An 18136-nucleotide genomic window follows, 5' to 3' on the forward strand; every position below is an offset into this window, starting at 1 on the left:
TGATGTCTCCTGGCAAGGCCCGGCGGGCCGATCGGGTGCGGATCATGGCGGCTGGACATCCGCCCGCAAAGCGCCGGTGCGCGAGGCCACCATCGCAATCCGGCATGGCAGGTAGCATCGCCCCCTCCCATGAACCTCGACCCCGTCTCCCTGCGCGTGTTCGTGGCCGTGATGGAGCACGGCACCATCGCCGCCGCCGGCGCGCAGCACCACATCGCGCCTTCGGCCGTGAGCCGCCGCCTGGCCGAGCTGGAAGACGTGCTGCGCGTGCCCCTGTTCGCCCGCAGCAACAAGGGCATGGCGCCCACGCCGGCCGCCTTCGCGCTGCGCGACCTGGCGCGCGGGCTGATCAACGAGATGGAAGGCATCGCCCAGCAGATGCGCGACTACGGCCGCGGCACGCGCGGCCAGGTGCGGGTGGTGGCCAACATCTCGGCCATCACCCAGTTTCTGCCGCGCGAGCTGCAGACCTTCCTGGCTCGGCATCCGCAGGTGGACGTGCGGCTGCAGGAGCAGATCAGCAGCGCCGTGGCCCGTAGCGTGGCCGAGAACGCGGCCGACCTGGGTATCCTGAACGACGGCGACTACGGCGATGCCGTGCGCCTGCTGCCCTACCGCGAGGATGAACTCGTGCTGGTCGTGCCGCAGGGCCATGCGCTGGCGCGGCGCCGCCAGGTGGACATCGGTGCCCTGCTGGACCACGACGTCGTCGGCATGCATCCAGGCAGCGCGATCAACCAGCAGCTCACCCGGGCCGCCGCCGAGCGCGGACGGGCGCTGCGGCTGCGCATGCAGGTCAGCAGCTACGACGCGCTGTGCCAGATGGTGGCTGCCGGGCTGGGCGTGGGCGTGCTGCCGCGCGGCAGTGCCGCCCTCTTCCGCGGCGCGTTGCCGCTGCGCATCGTGGGTCTCACCGAGCCCTGGGCACGACGCCGGCTGGCGCTGTGCGTGCGGGCGGACGAAGGCCTGTCCAGCGTGGCGCAACTGCTGGTCGACCACCTGCGCGCGGAGGCACAGGCATGAACTGGGACATCTTCTGCCGCGTGATCGACAACCACGGCGACCTGGGCGTGACCTGGCGGCTCGCCCGGCAGATCGCCGTCGAGCGCGGCGAGCCGGTGCGCCTGTGGGTGGACGACGCCAACGCGCTCGCCTGGATGGCGCCGCAGGGCCAGCCGGGCGTGCAGGTGATCGACTGGTCCGACCCCGCCGCCGTACGCGACGCTGCGGCCGCCGGCCCGGATCCGGATGTGCTGATCGAGGCCTTCGGCTGCGATCCCGCGCCCGAACTCGTCGCCCGCTTCGCCGCGCGGCCCGGCGGCATCTGGCTCAACCTCGAATACCTGTCGGCCGAGGACTTCGTCGAAGGCCTGCACGGTCTGCCCTCACCGGTGATGAGCGGCCCGGGCCGCGGCTGCACCAAGCATTTCTTCTATCCCGGCTTCACGGATCGCACGGGCGGGCTGCTGCGCGAAGCCGATCTGGCGCAGCGCCAGGCCGCCTTCGACCGCGGCGCCTGGCTGGCGGCGCAAGGCGTCGGCTGGCAGGGCGAGCGCATCGCCAGCCTGTTCTGCTACGAGCCGCCAGCGCTGGCCGACTGGCTGGCGGGCCTGTGCGGGGGCGCCCGTCCGACGCGGGTGCTGGTGGCGGCCGGCCGAACGGCCGAGGCCGTGCGCGCGGTGCTGCCGCAGTTGCCCGCAGACCGGGGCGCTCTGCACATCGACTGGCTGCCGCACCTGCCCCAGCCCGACTTCGACCACCTGCTGTGGGCCGCCGACTTCAACGCCGTGCGCGGCGAGGATTCGCTGGTGCGCGCCCTGTGGGCCGGCAAGCCGATGGTCTGGCACATCTACCCGCAGGACGATGGCGTGCACCACGACAAGCTGGGCGCCTGGCTCGATGCGCTGGACGCGCCCGCCCCGGTCCGTGCCTTCCACGCCGGCTGGAACGACCGGCCGGGCGCGCAGGCATTGCCGGCTCTGGACGACGCGCTGCTGGCCGACGCGACCCGCATGGTGCAGGCGGCGCGCGCGCGGCTGCTCGCCCAGGACGATTTGCTGACCCGGCTCGTCCGTTTCATTGCCCAAAAAAGCTAAAATCGTGGGCTTTGCGGAAATCTCCGCCGCGGCGCGTGCACCAGCCGGTGCGCCCCCACGGAGCCGCCAACCCGCCGCGGGAACCTGCTTTTGCCGCCGCCACGACCACCCTCTGGGGCGGCAGTGACGGTCCGGGGCACGCCGAGCGGCCTCAACTCCAGCACCTATGAAAATCGCTCAAGAAATCCGCGCCGGCAACGTCATCATGCACGGCAAGGACCCGATGGTCGTCCTCAAGACCGAATACAGCCGTGGTGGCCGCAACAGCGCCACCGTGCGCATGAAGATGAAGAGCCTGATCGCCAACTTCAACACCGAAGTGGTCTTCAAGGCCGACGACAAGATCGACCAGATCGTCCTGGACAAGAAGGAGTGCACGTACTCCTACTTCGCCGACCCCATGTACGTCTGCATGGACAGCGAATACAACCAGTACGAAGTCGAAGCCGAGAACATGGGCGACGCCCTCAACTACCTCGAAGACGGCATGCCGGTCGAAGTGGTGTTCTACGAAGGCAAGGCCATCTCGGTCGAACTGCCCACCAGCGTCGAGCGTGAAATCACCTGGACCGAGCCCGCCGTCAAGGGCGACACCTCCGGCAAGGTGCTCAAGCCCGCCAAGCTGTCGACCGGCTTCGAAGTGGCCGTGCCCCTGTTCGTGAACCAGGGCGACAAGATCGAAATCGACACCCGCACCGGCGAATACCGCAAGCGCGTCTGAGTCTGCCGAGAGCAGACTCCGCATCGCTCCTGCAGCACGAGGCCCCATCCGGGGCCTTTTTCTTTGGCCGCTGGCCCGAGGATTGCAGCGAGCAGAATCCCCTGGCCACTTTCCACAGCGCCGAATGAGCCCCAAAGACAGCACGCACGACCTTCACAACAAGCGCCTGGCCGACGCCTGGGCCACGCTCCAGGCCCATTCCGACCGCGGCCTGCCGCTGGACCCGGACCCCTCCCGCCTCGCCTTCGCCGACCCCGAATTCCTGCTGCGCCGCGAAACCCGCGGCCTGCGCATGCAGCTCGAGCTGATGAAGCCCGACATCGAGATGCGTGCCCACGGCATCGAGAACACGGTGGTCGTCTTCGGCAGCGCGCGCTTCCGCAGCGAGGAGGAGATGACGGCCCTCATCGCCCAGGCCGAGGCCGCCGGCGACGAGAAGGCCGCCGCGCGCTGGAAGCGCCTGGCCCGCGGCAGCCACTACTACGAGCAGGCACGCGCCTTCGGCAAGCTGGTCGCGCACTACAGCAACGACAAGGAACCCGAGGACAAGCTCTTCGTCTGCACCGGTGGCGGCCCCGGCATCATGCAGGCGGCCAACCGCGGCGCCTACGAGGGCGGCGGCCTGTCGGTGGGCCTGGCGATCGCGCTGCCGATGGAAGAAGCGGCCAACGTCTACGTCACGCCCGCGCTGAGCTTCAAGTTCCACTACTTCGCCATCCGCAAGATGCACTTCATGATGCGGGCGAAGGCGCTGGTGGCCTTTCCCGGCGGCTTCGGCACGCTGGACGAGCTGTTCGAAGTGGTCACGCTGGTGCAGACCCGCAAGGCCAAGCCGGTGCCCATCGTGCTGTTCGGCTCCGAATACTGGCGGCGGCTGATCGACTTCGAGTTCCTGGTGGACGAAGGCGTGATCTCGCCGGAAGACATCGACCTGTTCCGCTATGTCGACACGCCGGAAGACGCGTGGACCGAGATCAAGCGCTTCTACGAGTTATGAAATAGGAGCGCTGCCCGCCGCACACCCACCAGGGCAAGGGTGGAGCGCTCGGGCGCAACGTCGAGGCAGAGGATGCCGGTATGCGTGCGAAGGTGCCATTCGCGGCGCCGTGCAGTGCCCCAGGCGCGTCGGTGGAAGGCGAGCACCCGTCTCGTGCAGCAAGCCGGTCAGCGCGAGCGTGCACCGGGAGCGCGCATGCCGGCGTCCTCTGCCGGGTCAGCGGCCGGACCACTCGTGCCGGCCAGAACATGCGCGCCGCACGCGCCCGCGTCGAGAAGGGTCAATGTAGCGCCTGCCCGACGAGCTCAACCCAGCAGCGCCTCCGCCAAGTCGATCTCCGGCTCCTCCTCCTGATGCAGGTTGAGCGACTTCTCGATGTGGTGCAGGTGCTCGGCCATCAGCGCCAGGGCCTCGTCGCTGCGGCCCGCCTCGATGGCGTCGATCAGCAGCGTGTGCTCGTCGTTGGGACAGGCCGCGCCCGTGGGCGCCTCGAAGGTCAGGATGGCCAGGCAGGTGAGCGGCGTCAGCTCGCGCATCATCCGCGTCAGCAGGCTGCTGCCCGACAGCTCGGCCAGCAGCACGTGGAACTCGCCCGACAGCCGCACCGCCGAGCGCCGGTCGCCGTTGTCATGGGCCTGCTGCTCGCGCTTGACCAGCGCCCGCAGTTGCTTAATGGCCTGCGGCGCCTTGCCGGCAACGATCCGGTCCATCACCCGGCGCACGATGGCCGGCTCCAGCGTTCGGCGCACCTCCAGCACGTCGTGCGCCTCGTCCACGCTGGGCGTGGTGACGAAGGCGCCGCGGTTGGGGATCAGCGTCACCAGCTGCTCCACCGCCAGACGCTGCAACACGCCACGCACCTGCGTGCGGCTGACCGAGAACAGCTCGGCCACACGCTCCTCCGACAGCTTGGTGCCCGGCATGAGGCGGTGCTCCACGATGGCGTCGTAGATGCGCTGGTAGATGTCGGCCTTGGAGGCCGACTTGCCGGTGGCCTTCAGGACCTGGCGGGGCGTGGGGATGGGCATGGCGTCGGTTCGGGCGTTCGGCGAGTGTAGGCAAGGGCGCGCACCAAGGCGCACACCGTTACAGGCGCACTTCACAACGCGAACAGGCTGCCCCAGCCTGTCAGGCGGCGCGTGTCCACACCCGCGATGCGCAGCGACTTCCACACGGCCGTGGCCACGGTGTCGTAGACCGGCACGCCCAGCGCCGCCTCCAGCTGCGGCACCAGGTGCGCGGCGCGGAGGTTGGTGCAGAAGGTCGTCAGGCATTGCACGTCGCCGCTGGCGAGGGCGGCGCGGGCCATGGCCTCGATCTGGTCCGGCGTGACCTCGGAGAAGGCAAAGTTGACCGACAGCCCCAGGTGCTGCTCGGCCACGCAGTCGAAGCCGCTCGCGCCGTAGTTGGCCACGATGCGCTGCTGCACATCCGCCAGGTAGGGCGAGAGCAGACCGAAGCGCGTGCGTCCGGCCAGGCGCATGGCCTCGTTCAGCGCCAGCACCGAGGTGCAGGCAGGAATGCCCGTCTCGGCCGTGATGCGCGCGCACAGCGCCTCGTCGCGCTCGAAGCCCAGCCAGCCGGACGAGGTGCCGTTCCAGGCGATCACGTCCACCCGCGCGTCGGCCAGTAGGCGCGCCGCCTCCAGGATCGGCGTCTCGTCGAACTGGCCCAGGGCCTGGTCGGAGAGCGAGATCTCGGTGACGCGGAAGCGCGCGAAATGCGCCGACACCTCGGGCAGGCCGGCCACCATGGCCGAGGTGATGGGCTCCAGCGCGGTATTGGACGAGGGCGTGAGCATGCCCAACAGCACACGCCGGGGCGCGGCCCCGGGCGCCGCGGGCGGTGTGAACGAAGCGATGTCGCTCACCGTGCTCAGACCTTGATTTCGCGGTTGAAGCGGTCGATGTACTCGCCGCGGCGCGGGTTGAGCTTGGCCCAGTCGACGCCGTTCATCTGCTCGATCTCGGCCATGTTCTTGGCGTAGGCCTGCAGGCCGGGGCTGAACTGGGCCTTGGTGCTCACGGGCGCCACGAAGTAGGGCTCGGCCGCCATCTTCGTCTGCACCTCGGGGCTGAGCGCGGCATTGATGTAGGCGGCGGCCAGGTCGGGGTTCTTGGTGTTCTTGACGATGTGCATCACGCTCTTGATGTGGATCCAGCCCGTGTCCGGCTTGGCCAGCGCCACCGGCACGCCCTTGGCCTGCAGGTCGCCCACGTTGTTGTTGTAGTGCACCGAGATGTCGATCTGGCCCTGCTGGAACAACGTGGCCAGCGAGCCCGGGTTGCTGGCCACCGCGCTCACGTTGGGCAGCAGCTTCTTCACGAACTGGAAGGCGGGCTCCATGTTCTCCTCGCTGCCGCCGTTGAGACGCGCCATCTCGACCATCCAGGCCGACATCAGCGTGGAGCCCATGCCGGCCAAGCCGACGCGGCCCTTGAACTCGGGCTTGAGCAGGTCGTTCCAGGACTTCGGCGGCGTCTTGATCTTCTCGGTGTTGTAGGCGATGCCGATGATCTGGCCCGACACGAAGACACCCAGGCCGCGCGGATCGACCAGCTTGGCCGGCACGTCATTGAGGTAGGGCATCTTGTCGGTGGGGATCTTCTCGAAGATGTCCTGCGACAGCGCGGCGAGGTACGGGCCCTCGTCCAGGATGATGACGTCGTAGGGCGGGTTGGCCTTGGAGGCGGCGATCTTGGAGACGGTGTCCACCGCCAGCGAGGGCACCAGGCTCACCGAGGCGCCGGTGGCCTTGGTGAAGGCCGGCAGCAGGATGCCGCGGTGCGCCGACTCCCAGGCGCCGGGATAGGTGGTGGCCGAGATCGACTTGCCCTGCGCCAGGGCCAGGCCGGCATGGCCGGCGAGTTGGACGGCGCCGGCGCCGGCGGCACCCTGCAGAAGACGGCGGCGGGACAGATGCAGGCTCATGGATCTTTTCCTTTCAGTCGGAGCCGGCCACCTCGGCCGGATGCGACTGGCCTGCGCAAGCTCCGTGCCACGGACCGACGCCATCGGAAGACGCCGTATCCAATACCGGCGTCCCCATTTCGGGCGGCGGCCTGCGCCAACTTGGTCAGCCGCGCACCATTTCGTGCACAGTCAATATTGGTTTTGTATCCAATTCATCGGGGTTTTGTGCCTCGGTCATTGGCATGGATCTTGAAGAAGACAGCCGCGGCCCTTCCCGCGAAACCAGGACCCATGCGCATGCCTTCTTCTCCCGCCGCCGCAGCCACCGCCGTCGAGCTGGACCAGATCCATCACCGCTATGCGGGCTCGGTGGCGGTCGAATCGGTCTCGCTGCAGATCCGCCCCGGCGAGCTGGTGGCGCTGCTGGGCCCCAGCGGCTGCGGCAAGACCACGCTGCTGCGCATCGTGGCCGGCCTGATGCGCCAGAGCGGCGGCCAGGTGCGCATCGGCGGCGAGGTGGTCGACGCACTGCCCACCAACGAACGCGGCGCGGGCATCGTGTTCCAGAACTACGCCCTCTTCCCGCACATGACGGTGCTGGCCAACGTGGCCTACGGCCTGCGTGCCCGCGGCGTGGCCGCGGCAGAGGCCCGCGCCACCGCCGAGCGCATGCTGGCGATGGTGCAGATGAGCGCCTTCGCCCAGCGCCATCCGCGCGAACTCTCGGGCGGCCAGCAGCAACGCGTGGCCCTGGCCCGCACGCTGGCCGTGCAGCCGCGCGTGCTGCTGCTGGACGAGCCCTTCGCCGCGCTGGACAAGAACCTGCGGCTGGACATGCAGATCGAGATCCGCCGCATCCAGCGCGAGCTGGGCATCACCACCATCCTCGTCACCCACGACCAGGAAGAAGCCATGTCCATGGCCGACCGCATCGCCGTCATGCATGCCGGCCGTGTCGAGCAGTTCGACACGCCCGAGGCCATCTACGACCGGCCCGCCTCGCTCTTCGTCGCCACCTTCATCGGCACCGCCAACCTGCTGCCCGGCCGGCTGGCCCGCGAGGGCGAGGCCGGCTTCGCAGTCGACTGCGAGGGCGGCGGCCGGCTGCCGCTGGCCGAAGCGCAGCCCTGCTCCCGCGTGGGCGCCGTGGTGCTGGCCGCCCGGCCCGAACACCTGGCCCTGGGCGCACCGGCCGCCGACGCCCTGCCCGCCACGGTGGAGATGGTGTTGCCGCTCGGCCCCTCGCTGGTCTACGAGCTGCGCCTGCCCGGCGGCACCACCGCCAAGGTGACGCAGCCGCGCACGGCCGAGCAGCCGCGTTTCGAGGCCGGCCAGGCCGTGGGCCTGCGGCTGCGCCAGGGTTCGCCCGCCAGCGTCTTCGCGGGGTGATCGCCATGGCTGCCGCTGCCAATCCCCGCCTCACGCCGCCGCTGGCCCTGGGCCTGCCGCTGGGCCTGTTCTTCGCCGTCTTCGTGCTGGCGCCCATGCTGCTGCTGGCCTGGGTGAGCCTGCACAACGACACGGCCATGACGCAGTTCGGCGTCGGCCAGTACATCAAGTTCCTCGGCGACGGCTTCAACCTGGGCATCCTGGGCAGCACGCTGTGGCTGGGCCTCAAGGTCACGCTGCTGGCGGCCGTGGTGGGCTTTCCGCTGGCCTACCTCTACACCCAGGCGCCACCGCGCTGGCAAGGCGTGCTCCTGCTGCTGGTGCTGCTGCCGCTGCTCACCAGCTCGGTCGTGCGCACCTTCGCCTGGGTGGTGATCCTGGGGCGCCAGGGCATCGTCAACACGGTGCTGCTGGACCTGGGGCTGATCGCCGCCCCGCTCAAGCTGCTCTACACGCCCGGCGCCGTGACCGTGGCGCTGGCGCAGATCGAGCTGCCGCTGATGGTGCTGCCGCTGATCACCGCGCTGGCCAACATCGACGGCAACCTGCGCCAGGCCTCGCTGGCCCTGGGCGCGGGCCATTGGCGCACCTTCTGGCAGGTGACGCTGCCGCTGGCCATGCCGGGCCTGCTGGCGGGCAGCCTGCTGGTCTTTGCCAGCAGCGTGAGCGCCTTCGTCACGCAGACGCTGGTGGGCGGCGGGCAGCAGATGTTCATGCCCTTCTACATGTACCAGCAGGCCATCCAGGCCAACAACTACCCGTTTGCCGCTGCCGTGGCCATGCTGCTGCTGGTGTGCGTGCTGGGGGTGGTGGCCGCCATCAACGCGCTGGGCCGGCGCAGCAAGGGGTTCGTCCATGGCTGAGGCTTTCGTTTCCGGCACGCCGGTGCCCGTCACTCCGACGGCGCCCACGGCCAAGGCCGACCCGCGCGGCCGGGCCGAGCGCCTGTCCTTCAAGCTGGTGTTCGGGCTGCTGGGGCTGATGGCGGCGGTGCTGCTGCTGGCGCCCACGGTGATCGTGGTCATCACCTCCTTCACCAGCGGCTATTCGCTCAAGTTCCCGCCGCCCGGGTATTCCACGCGCTGGTACGAGGCGCTGTGGGACCAGTCGCCCGAGCTGATCGAGGCCTTCGTGCTGTCGCTGGAGCTGGCGGCCACGGCGACGGCCATCTCCATCGTGCTGGCGGTGGCGGCGGCGCTGGCGCTCGCCCGCCGACGCGAGGCCTGGGCACGCGCGGCCGAGGCGCTATTCCTGTCGCCGCTGATGCTGCCGGCACTGGCCATCGGCCTGTCGCTGTTGATGCTGTTCAACCTCGCCGGCACGGGGCTGTCGTTCACGACGCTGGTGCTGGGCCATGTGGCCATCACAGCGCCCTACATCCTGCGCACCACCACGGCCAGCCTGGCACAACTGGACGGCGCGCTGCTGGAGAGCGCGCATTCGCTCGGCGCCTCGGGCGTGTTCGCCTTCCGCACCGTGACGCTGCCGCTGATCGCACCCGGCGTGGCGGCGGGCGCCTTCATCGGCTTCATGTATTCCTTCGACAACGTGGCCGTGTCGCTCTTCCTGTCGGACGCCCGCAGCGAGGTGCTGCCGATCCGCATGTGGCACATCATCGAATCGAGCCTGGATGTGCGCGCCGCGGCGGTGTCGGGCGTGCTGATCGCCGCGACCATCGTGCTGATGGTGGTGATGGAGCGCGTGGCCGGCATCTCGCGGCACATGCGATGAGCGGCGCTCATGCGCGAAGCGGGACCCCCATCCCATCGGCGCGTGGAGCGCCGCGTCGATCAGGGTGCCGGCGCCACCCGGTCGCCGCCCCAGCGCAGGCGCAGGGCGAGGTAGTCGTCTTCCAGCACGCCGTCGCGCAGTTCCAGCGGGTAGTCGGTGAGATGGCAGAAGCGCTCGATGCTGTAGTCGCCCAGGTCCACGCGCCGCAGTCGCGCATGGCGCAGCGCCAGCACCAGCGTCTGCACGCCGGCGATGCGCAGCGCACCCGCGCACATGGGGCACGGCTCCATCGTGCAGTACAGCGTGGCGCCCTGGGCCGCCTGCGGGCCGTGCGCGCGGAAGGCCGACTGCAGCGCATCGGTCTCGGCATGCGCCGTGGGATCGCCGCGCGTGTTCTGCCGGTTCTGCCCATAGGCCAGCACGCGCCCCTGCTTGATCAGCACGGCACCGGTCGGCCAGTCGCCCCGGGCATGGGCGTCCAGCGCCTCCGCCAGGGCGGCGCGCATCCAGTGGACATCGGCTGCTTCCTGGGTCATTGGCGAACTCGGCATGGTGACTGCAGGCATTTTCATTACTCCCCTTTCCCTTGATGGAGACACGCACGCATGAGCAAGAAGCGAACCCTGCTGCGCGGCGCCCAGGCCTTGCTGGGCGAGCAGCACCAGCATGAACCGCGCCCGCTGGATGTGCTGGTCGAGGACGGCCGCATCGCCGCCATCGAGCCAGCCGGCACGCTGGGCGGTGCCGACCGCGTGGTCGACCTGTCGCGGCACCTGCTGGCCCCCGGCCTGGTCAACGGCCACCAGCATTCGCACGAGCACTTCCAGCGCGGCCGCACCGAGAACCTGCCGCTGGAACTCTGGATGCACCTGGTGCGCACGCGCATGCCGGTGCCGCTCACGCCGCGCCAGGCCTACCTGCGCACCATGATCGGCGCCATCGAGTCGCTGCGCACCGGCTGCACCACGCTGGTGGACGACATGGCCCTGGGCGCCGCCATCGACCGCCCCCGCATCGAGGCCTGCCTGCAGGCCTACGACGATGCCGGCATCCGCGCGCTGGTGGGCTTCGCGATGATGGACAAGCCCATCGTCGACAACTTTCCCTTCCTGGCGCAGCACATGCCGCCCGCGCTGGCCGAGGAGATGCGCGCCGGCCGGCGCCCCGATCCGCAGGACTGCCTGGCCCTGGTGCGCGAACTGGCCGCGAGCCGCCATCCGCACAGCCGGCGCGTCGGTGTGCTGGTCTCGGCGTCGGCACCGCAGCGCTGCACCGAGCCCTTCCTGATGCAGGTGCGCGCCCTGGCCGACGAGCTGGCACTGCCGGTCATCACCCATGTGCAGGAGACGCGGCTTCAGGTGGTCACCGGCCAGCTGTTCTACGGTTGCCCCATGGTCGAGTACCTGGACCGCATCGGCTTCCTCAAGCCGGCCACCAGCCTGATCCATGCCGTGTGGCTCAACCCGCGCGAGATCGAGGCGCTGGCCCGCACCGGCGCCACGGCCCAGCACAACCCCTGGAGCAACCTGCTGCTGGGCTCGGGCATCCAGCCGGTGCGCGAGCTGCTCGACGCGGGCGTGAACGTGAGCCTGGGCTCGGACGGCTCCTGCTCCACCGTCACCGTGAACATGCTCAACGTGCTGGGCAGCGCCGCGGCGCTCTCCAAGATCCGCGGTGACGACCATGCCCGCTGGCTCAGCGCGCAGGAAGCGCTGCATGCCGGCACCGTGGCGGGCGCACGCGCCCTGGGCTTCGGCGACCAGTTGGGCAGCCTGCGCGTGGGCGCCATGGCCGACCTGGTCGCCTATCGCACCGACACCGTCACCTTCACGCCGATGAGCGACCCGGTGCGCCAGCTCGTCTATGCCGAACGCGGCGCGGGGCTGGACTTCTCGATGGTCGATGGCGAGATCGCCATCCAAGACGGCCGGCTGGTGCGCGTGGACGAAGCCGCGCTGCTGGCCGAGATCCAGCACGAATTCGCCGAGTTGATGCCGCAGTACGCCCGCGCCGAAGCCGACATGGCACCAGTGCTGGCGGCCATGGAACGCATCCACCGCGAGGGGCTGGCCACGCCCATCGCGCCCGACACCTTTGCTGCACGCCTGCCATGAGCCCTTCACTGCCTCCCCGCGACTTCGCCGGCTACGGTGACGACGCGCCCGCCATGCGCTGGCCCGGCGGCGCCGGGCTGGCCGTCTCCTTCGTGCTCAACATCGAGGAAGGCGCGGAGTTCGCGCTGTCGGCGGGCGACGAACGCAACGAAGGCTGCCACGAGGTCAACAACGAGATCCGCGGCGTGCCCGACCTGTGCATGGAAAGCCACTTCGAATACGGCAGCCGCGTGGGCTACCGGCGCATCGTGCGGCTGCTGGCCGAGGCGGGCGTGCCGCTCACGCTCAACTGCTGCGGCCGCGCGCTGGAGGCCACACCCTGGATCGCCGAGGACGCCATGCGCCGCGGCTTCGAGCTGTGCTGCCACGGCTGGCGCTGGGAATCGCATGCCCACCTGGCCGAGGACGAGGAGCGCGCGCGCATCGCCCGCACGGTGGCGACCGTCACCTGCCTCACGGGCCGTGCGCCGGTGGGCTGGCACACCAAGTCCTCGCCCTCGGTGAACACGCGCCGGCTGCTGGTCGAGCACGGCGGCTTTCTCTACGACAGCGACGCCTACAACGACGACCTGCCCTACTACCGTGAGGTGGCCGGCCGGCCGCACCTGGTGCTGCCCTATGCCTTCGACACCAACGACATGCGCTTCTTCGACAGCCATGCCTTCGTGGCCGGCGAGGACTTCGCGCGCTACGCCATCGATGCCTTCGAATGGCTGCGGGCCGAATCGCGCGAGGCACCGCGCATGATGTCCATCGGCCTGCACACCCGCATCATCGGCCGGCCGGGGCGCATCGGCGGCCTGAAGACACTCGTCGATCACATCCGCGGCGCCTCGGGCGTGTGGCTCGCCACGCGCGAGCAGATCGCCCGCCACTGGCTGGCCGAGGTGCCGCCGCCCGCTGCAAAGGACGCTGCATGAAGCTGCTGCTGATCAACCCCAACCGCACCCAGGCCGTGACCGACGCGGTGCTGGCGGCCGCGCGCACGGCGGCCCGTCCGGGCACCGAACTGCTGGCCGTCACCGGCCGGCAGGGCCCGGCCATCATTGCGTCACGCGCCGAGAACGCGCTGGCCCAGCAAGAGGTGCTGGAGCTGGCCGCGCAGCATGCGGCCGAGGTGGATGCCATCGTGCTTGGCGTCTCGCTCGACAGCGCGCTGTGGGCCTGCCGCGAGCTCTTCGATGTGCCCGTCTTCGGCATGACCGAGGCCGGCCTGCTGATGGGCGCCACGCTGGCCGGCCGCATCGGCGTGCTGACCTATGGCGCGCGCATGGCGCCGCTGTACCGCGAGCTGGTCGAGCAGCACAGCATGGCCGCGCGCCTGGCCGGCATCGAGACGCTGGAGGTGACACCGCAGCAGACCTTCGAGGCGCCGCTGCGCGTGCAGGAGGCCGTGCTCGCCGGCATCGAACAGCTGGTGCAGCGCGACGGCGCCGAGGCCGTGCTGCTGGCCGGCGCGGCCATGGCCTCGATGGCGCCGGTGCTGCAGCCGCGCGCCAGCGTGCCGCTGCTCGACGGCGTGGCCTGCGCCGTCGCCCTGGCCCAGGCCCGCGTGGACCTGGCGCTGCCCGCCGCCCGTGCCGGCAGCCTGGCGCCGCTGCGCGGGCGGGACGTGACGGGCGTGACGCCGGCGCTGGCGGCGAGCTTCCGGGGCACAGCGGCATGAGCGCCGGCCCTGCCACTGCGCAAGGCGCGCCTGCCGCAGGCTCCGTCGAAGCACAAGGTCGTCCAACGGACGTGAACCGCCTCGCCGCCTCCTCCGTTCGCCCTGAGCCCGTCGAAGGGCAGGAGGGCGCACCCGCGTCGATCCCGCCGCTGCACGACATGGACGCCCGCGAACTGGCCGCCCGCGTCGCACGCCGCGAACTGACGGCCACCGACGTCGCCCGCCATTTCATCGCCCGCGTCGAGGCGCTCAACCCCGCCCTCAACGCCATCGTCCAGTTCGATCCGGCGCGCGTTCTCGCCGAGGCCGAGGCGGTGGACCGGCGCCTGGCCGCGGGCGAGCCGCTGCCGCTGGCCGGCGTGCCCTTCACCGTCAAGGACAACCTCTGGGTCGAGGGCTACCGCATCGCCCAGGGCTCGCTGCTCTTCAAGGATTTCGTGGCCCCGCGCGATGCCTGGGCCGTGGCCCGACTGCGTGCGCTGGGCGGCGTGGTGCTGGGCATCACCAACTGCTCCGAGTTCGCCTGCAAGGGCGTGACCAGCAACCTGCTCTACGGCGCGACGCGCCATCCGCTCGATCCGGCGCTGACGCCCGGCGGTTCCTCCGGCGGCGCCGTGTCGGCGCTGGCCAGCGGTTTGGGCCTGCTCGCGCTGGCCACCGATGCCGGCGGCTCCACGCGCCGGCCGGCCGCGCACTGCGGGCTGGTGGGGCTCAAGCCCAGTCCCGGGCTCATCCCGCATCCGTGGGGCTTTGCCGAGCCGAACTACGGCCTGTCGGTCATCGGCGTGCTGGCGCGTGGCGTGGCCGACTGCGCCTGGGCCTTCGACCTGCTCGCGGCCTATGACGCAGGCGATCCGGCGGGCGTGCCGATCCCGAGTGGCCTCACGCAGCCGACACCCGAGCCGCCGCCCCGTGGTCTGCGCATCGCCTGGAGCCCGCGCCTGGGCTGCGACTTCGCCATCGACGAGGACGTGCTGGCCCAACTGCAGGCACGCATCGACGCCCTGTGCGCCGCCGGCTGGCAGATCGCCGATGCCGATCCACCCTGGCCGCCCGAGGCGCGCGAGTACCCGCTGATCGCCCTTCAGCATGCGGGCCTGCATGCGCTCTACGGCGAGCCGTGGGCCGCCGACCCGTCCCGCATCGATCCGGTGCTGGGCGGGCAGATCGAGACCGGTGCCCGCATCGCGCCCGCCGATGTCGCACGCGCCCTGCGCCTGCGCGAGCGCATCGCGCACGCGCTGGCGGGCTTCTTCGAGCACTACGACCTGCTGCTGTGCCCCACCGCCCCGGTCACCGCCTGGCCGCTGGAACAGCTGGGCCCACCCGTCATCGGCGGCCAGCCCGCCGGCCCGCGCGGCCATGCGGCCTTCACGCCACTCTTCAACTACTGCGGCGTGCCGGCCTGCTCCGTCCCCGCCGGCACCGTCCGCGACCTGCCGGTCGGCCTGCAGGTGGTGGCGCCACGCTACGAGGATGCGCGGGTGCTGGGCTTCGCCGCGGTGGTGGAGACGACGACCGACTGAAGTCTTGCGGTCTCGTGCGATGTATATACTGTATATACATCAACCATCCGGAGGCGGGCCATGCAGACGCGCATCTTCAAGAGCGGCAATTCGCTGGCTGTTCGCATTCCGCGCGAGTTGGCCTTTGCCGACGACGTGCAGGAGGTGGAGATCGAGCGCGTGGGCGATGCCCTGATGCTGCGCCCTGTCCAGCAGGCCACCCTGGCGGACCTGGGCGACGTGCTGGCCCAGTTCAGCCCCGGCTACATGGCGGGGGGCCGAGAAGAAGCCCCCGAGCAGGACCGGCCGTGGGGCGGGAAGGGGTGAGCGGCCCGTGCGCTACATGCTCGACACCAACATCTGCATCTACCTCATCAAAGGCCAGCCCGTCGAGGTGCTGCGGCGCATGCGGACCCAGCGGGTGGGCGACGTGGTCATGTCCGCCATCACCTTCGCCGAACTGCGCGCGGGCCTGGAGATGCAGCCGGCCCTGCGCACCCATGACGAGCGAGTGCTGGGCCTGCTGGCCGAACGCATTCCCGTGCTGCCCTTCGAGGAACGTGCCGCGGCGTCCTACGGCGAACTGCGCGCAGCCGTGCCGGAGCGCCGACGCAACGCGCTGGACCGCCTGATCGCCGCCCATGCGCGCAGCCTGGGCCTGACGCTGGTGACCAACAACGAGGCCGACTTCATGGGCTATCCGGGCCTGGCGGTCGAGAACTGGACCCTTGCGCCATGAAGTCGGTGAAGCCAGGCAGTGCCCGACGTCGCACAGGCCTTCTGGTGCTCGTGCTGACCTTGCTGCCCGCCGCCGCCCTCGCCCTGCCCCGCTTCGACGACGTCCGCCGCGACTTCCGGCCCTCCGACGTGCAGGTGCTGGACCAGGGCGGCGCGCTGGTGCAGCGGGTGCGCACCGATGCCAGCGTGCGGCGCGGCCAGTGGATCAGCCTGGCGGACATCTCGCCCGCGCTGCGCCATGCGCTGATCTACAGCGAGGACCAGCGCTTCTACGAACACAGCGGCGTCGACTGGCGTGCCGTCTCGGCCGCCGCCTGGGGCAACCTCTGGAACACGCGCACCCGCGGCGCCTCCACGCTGACCATGCAGCTGGCCGGCCTGCTCGACGAGGACCTGCGCCGCGGCGCCAGCGGCCGCAGCCTGGGCCAGAAGGTGGAGCAGGTCTTCGGCGCCGCCCAGCTGGAGCGTGAATGGCGCAAGGACCAGATCCTGGAGGCCTACCTCAACCTTGTGCCCTTCCGCGGCGAGCTGGTGGGCATCGACGCCCTCTCGCGCACGCTCTTCGCCAAGGCCCCGCATGGCCTGGACTCGCGCGAAGGCGCCATCGCCGCGGCCCTGGTGCGCGCGCCCAACGCCTCGGCCGCGCAGGTGGCGCGCCGCGCCTGCGAAGTACTGCGCGCCATGCAGCCGGCGCCAGCGCCGGACTGCGAATCCCTGGCCTTCTTCACCCAGGCCGCCTTGCAGCGCCGCGCCTTCGATGCCAGCGAAGGCATCGCGCCGCACTTCGCCCGCCAGGCGCTGCGCCAGCGCAGCGGCGATGCGCCCACGCTGCGCACCACGCTTCGCGCCCCCCTGCAACGCGCTGCCGTGGAAGCGCTGGACCGCCAGATGCGCGAACTGCGCGGCCGCAACGTGCAGGACGGCGCCGCCGTGGTGCTGGACAACGCCAGCGGTGCCGTGCTCGCCTGGGTCGGCTCCTCGGGCGCGCACAGCCGCGCGGCCGAGGTCGATGCCGTGCTGGCGCCGCGCCAGCCGGGCTCCACACTCAAGCCGCTGCTCTATGCGCAGGCGATTGCCGAGCGCCGCCTCACGGCCGCCTCGCTGCTGGAGGATTCGCCCGCGCAGATCGCCACGCCGGGCGGTCTGTACATCCCGCAGAACTACGACCGGCATTTCAAGGGCCTGGTCTCGGCCCGCACCGCGTTGGCGGCCTCGCTCAACGTGCCAGCGGTGCGCACGCTGGTGATGGTCTCGCCCGATGCCTTCGCGCGCCGCCTGCAGGCCGCCGGCCTCGCCCTGCGCGAGAGCGGCGACTACTACGGCTACAGCCTGGCCCTGGGCAGCGCCGAGGTCAACCTGCTGGCCCTGACCAATGCCTACCGCATGCTGGCCAACGGCGGGCGCTACACGCCCACGCGCCTGCTGCCCGAGGCCGCGGCCGAGCCGCCCAGGCCGGTGCTCGATGCCGGCGCCGCCTTCATCGTGGGCGACATCCTGTCGGACCCGAACGCGCGCGTACGCACCTTCGGCCCCGACAGCCTGCTGGCCACCCGCTTCTGGACGGCGGTAAAGACCGGCACCAGCAAGGACATGCGCGACAACTGGGCCATCGGCTGGTCGCAGCGCTACACCGTGGGCGTGTGGGTGGGCAATGCCGACGGCTCGCCGATGTGGGACGTGAGCGGCACCAGCGGCGCGGCGCCGGTCTGGGCCGAGCTGATGCGCCAGCTGCACCAGCGCGAACCCAGCCGCGCGCCCGCGCCGCCGCCGGGCGTGGTGCAGCAGGCCGTGCGCTACGCCGCCGCGGACGGCAGTGAGCGCGGTACGCCGCTCGAAGCCGCCCGCAGCGAATGGTTCCTGGCCGGCACCCAGCAGGCGCTGTTCACGCCCTCGGCCATCCGCGCCACTGCGGGCGACAGCGCGAACGGCCGCACAGCGCGCATCACGGCCCCGGCCGACGGCACCATCCTCGCGCTGGACCCGGACATCCCGCCGCGCCACCAGCGCGTGCGCCTGGTCGCCGACGGCGCGCCGAACGACGTGCAGTGGCGGCTGGATGGCCGCACGCTGGCGCGCGGCACGGCGGCCGACTGGCTGCCCTGGCCCGGCCGCCACCGGCTGGAGTTGGCCGATGCGCGCGGCCAGGTGCTGGACAGCATCCGCATCGAGGTCCGCGGTGCGGGCGTGGTGGGACCGCCGCCGCGTCGCTGAGGCAGGGCCGCCGCATCGGCGGGCGTCCCGTCGCGAGCCGCGGTGTCTGGCGCCG

At 70.9% G+C, this 18136-nt stretch carries 18 protein-coding genes; 14 read left to right on the forward strand and 4 right to left on the reverse strand.

Annotated elements, in window-relative coordinates; all coding sequences use genetic code 11:
• The first annotated feature begins 129 nt into the window (after positions 1 to 129).
• The 4 genes from KBC94_RS09410 (at position 130) to KBC94_RS09425 (ending at position 3814) form a co-directional block, all read left to right on the forward strand.
• Positions 130 to 1023 carry a LysR family transcriptional regulator gene (locus tag KBC94_RS09410; protein ID WP_294369103.1) on the forward strand — a complete coding sequence of 298 codons (894 nt, stop codon included), beginning with the start codon at positions 130 to 132 and terminating at the stop codon, positions 1021 to 1023.
• Positions 1020 to 2096 carry an elongation factor P maturation arginine rhamnosyltransferase EarP gene (gene earP, locus KBC94_RS09415; protein WP_294369106.1) on the forward strand — a complete coding sequence of 359 codons (1077 nt, stop codon included), beginning with the start codon at positions 1020 to 1022 and terminating at the stop codon, positions 2094 to 2096. The genes KBC94_RS09410 and earP overlap by 4 nt, the downstream gene beginning before the upstream one ends.
• Positions 2097 to 2262: 166 nt before the next feature.
• A complete protein-coding gene (gene efp / locus KBC94_RS09420) occupies positions 2263 to 2817 on the forward strand; it encodes an elongation factor P (RefSeq protein WP_043117915.1) in 555 nt (184 codons plus the stop codon).
• Positions 2818 to 2941: 124 nt separating this feature from the next.
• Positions 2942 to 3814, forward strand: coding sequence for a TIGR00730 family Rossman fold protein (locus KBC94_RS09425; RefSeq protein WP_114803413.1), 873 nt, complete (start codon positions 2942 to 2944; stop codon positions 3812 to 3814).
• A gap of 305 nt (positions 3815 to 4119) precedes the next feature.
• On the opposite strand, the gene KBC94_RS09430 is transcribed toward KBC94_RS09425, so the two are convergent.
• The 3 genes from KBC94_RS09430 to KBC94_RS09440 all read right to left on the reverse strand — a co-directional run bounded on the left by KBC94_RS09430 (position 4120) and on the right by KBC94_RS09440 (position 6745).
• A complete protein-coding gene (locus tag KBC94_RS09430) occupies positions 4120 to 4842 on the reverse strand; it encodes a GntR family transcriptional regulator (protein ID WP_114803412.1) in 723 nt (240 codons plus the stop codon).
• A gap of 71 nt (positions 4843 to 4913) precedes the next feature.
• The gene (locus KBC94_RS09435) at positions 4914 to 5615 is read right to left on the reverse strand and encodes an aspartate/glutamate racemase family protein (RefSeq protein WP_294369218.1); all 702 of its coding nucleotides are present in this window, start codon (positions 5613 to 5615) and stop codon (positions 4914 to 4916) included.
• Between the two features lie 74 nt (positions 5616 to 5689).
• Positions 5690 to 6745 (reverse strand): ABC transporter substrate-binding protein, encoded by a 1056-nt coding sequence (locus KBC94_RS09440; protein ID WP_294369120.1) that lies wholly within the window; start codon positions 6743 to 6745, stop codon positions 5690 to 5692.
• 279 nt (positions 6746 to 7024) lie between these two features.
• Between KBC94_RS09440 and KBC94_RS09445 the strand changes: the two genes are divergently transcribed.
• The 3 genes from KBC94_RS09445 to KBC94_RS09455 are packed head-to-tail and all read left to right on the forward strand — an operon-like array spanning position 7025 to position 9847.
• Positions 7025 to 8116, forward strand: a complete 1092-nt coding sequence (locus KBC94_RS09445; protein WP_294369123.1) for an ABC transporter ATP-binding protein — start codon at positions 7025 to 7027, stop codon at positions 8114 to 8116.
• 5 nt (positions 8117 to 8121) lie between these two features.
• Positions 8122 to 8979, forward strand: coding sequence for an ABC transporter permease (locus KBC94_RS09450; RefSeq protein WP_294369125.1), 858 nt, complete (start codon positions 8122 to 8124; stop codon positions 8977 to 8979).
• Positions 8972 to 9847 carry an ABC transporter permease gene (locus KBC94_RS09455; RefSeq protein ID WP_294369127.1) on the forward strand — a complete coding sequence of 292 codons (876 nt, stop codon included), beginning with the start codon at positions 8972 to 8974 and terminating at the stop codon, positions 9845 to 9847. The genes KBC94_RS09450 and KBC94_RS09455 overlap by 8 nt, the downstream gene beginning before the upstream one ends.
• 59 nt (positions 9848 to 9906) lie before the next feature.
• Here KBC94_RS09455 and KBC94_RS09460 read toward each other — a convergent pair whose 3' ends face one another.
• On the reverse strand, positions 9907 to 10383 hold the full coding sequence (locus KBC94_RS09460; protein WP_294369130.1) for a nucleoside deaminase: 477 nt from the start codon (positions 10381 to 10383) through the stop codon (positions 9907 to 9909).
• Between the two features lie 69 nt (positions 10384 to 10452).
• Between KBC94_RS09460 and KBC94_RS09465 the strand changes: the two genes are divergently transcribed.
• From KBC94_RS09465 to pbpC, 7 genes are all read left to right on the forward strand, one after another.
• Positions 10453 to 11961: an amidohydrolase family protein gene (locus KBC94_RS09465; protein WP_294369132.1), complete on the forward strand. Its 1509-nt coding sequence runs from the start codon at positions 10453 to 10455 to the stop codon at positions 11959 to 11961.
• Complete coding sequence (locus KBC94_RS09470; RefSeq protein ID WP_294369134.1) at positions 11958 to 12881, forward strand: polysaccharide deacetylase family protein; 924 nt, start codon at positions 11958 to 11960, stop codon at positions 12879 to 12881. Before KBC94_RS09465 ends, KBC94_RS09470 begins: the two co-directional genes overlap by 4 nt.
• Positions 12878 to 13627: an aspartate/glutamate racemase family protein gene (locus KBC94_RS09475; RefSeq protein ID WP_294369135.1), complete on the forward strand. Its 750-nt coding sequence runs from the start codon at positions 12878 to 12880 to the stop codon at positions 13625 to 13627. Before KBC94_RS09470 ends, KBC94_RS09475 begins: the two co-directional genes overlap by 4 nt.
• Positions 13628 to 13698: 71 nt before the next feature.
• The gene (locus tag KBC94_RS09480; RefSeq protein ID WP_294369137.1) at positions 13699 to 15153 is read left to right on the forward strand and encodes an amidase; all 1455 of its coding nucleotides are present in this window, start codon (positions 13699 to 13701) and stop codon (positions 15151 to 15153) included.
• Positions 15154 to 15213: 60 nt separating this feature from the next.
• Entirely contained in the window at positions 15214 to 15459 is a 246-nt protein-coding gene (gene vapB / locus KBC94_RS09485; protein ID WP_294369139.1) for a type II toxin-antitoxin system VapB family antitoxin, read from the forward strand.
• Between the two features lie 16 nt (positions 15460 to 15475).
• Entirely contained in the window at positions 15476 to 15871 is a 396-nt protein-coding gene (locus KBC94_RS09490) for a type II toxin-antitoxin system VapC family toxin (protein ID WP_294369220.1), read from the forward strand.
• Positions 15868 to 18081, forward strand: a complete 2214-nt coding sequence (gene pbpC, locus KBC94_RS09495; RefSeq protein ID WP_294369141.1) for a penicillin-binding protein 1C — start codon at positions 15868 to 15870, stop codon at positions 18079 to 18081. Before KBC94_RS09490 ends, pbpC begins: the two co-directional genes overlap by 4 nt.
• Positions 18082 to 18136: the final 55 nt, after the last annotated feature.

Source organism: Pseudacidovorax sp., from assembly GCF_017991995.1.
In the GTDB taxonomy this organism is placed as follows: domain Bacteria; phylum Pseudomonadota; class Gammaproteobacteria; order Burkholderiales; family Burkholderiaceae_C; genus Xenophilus.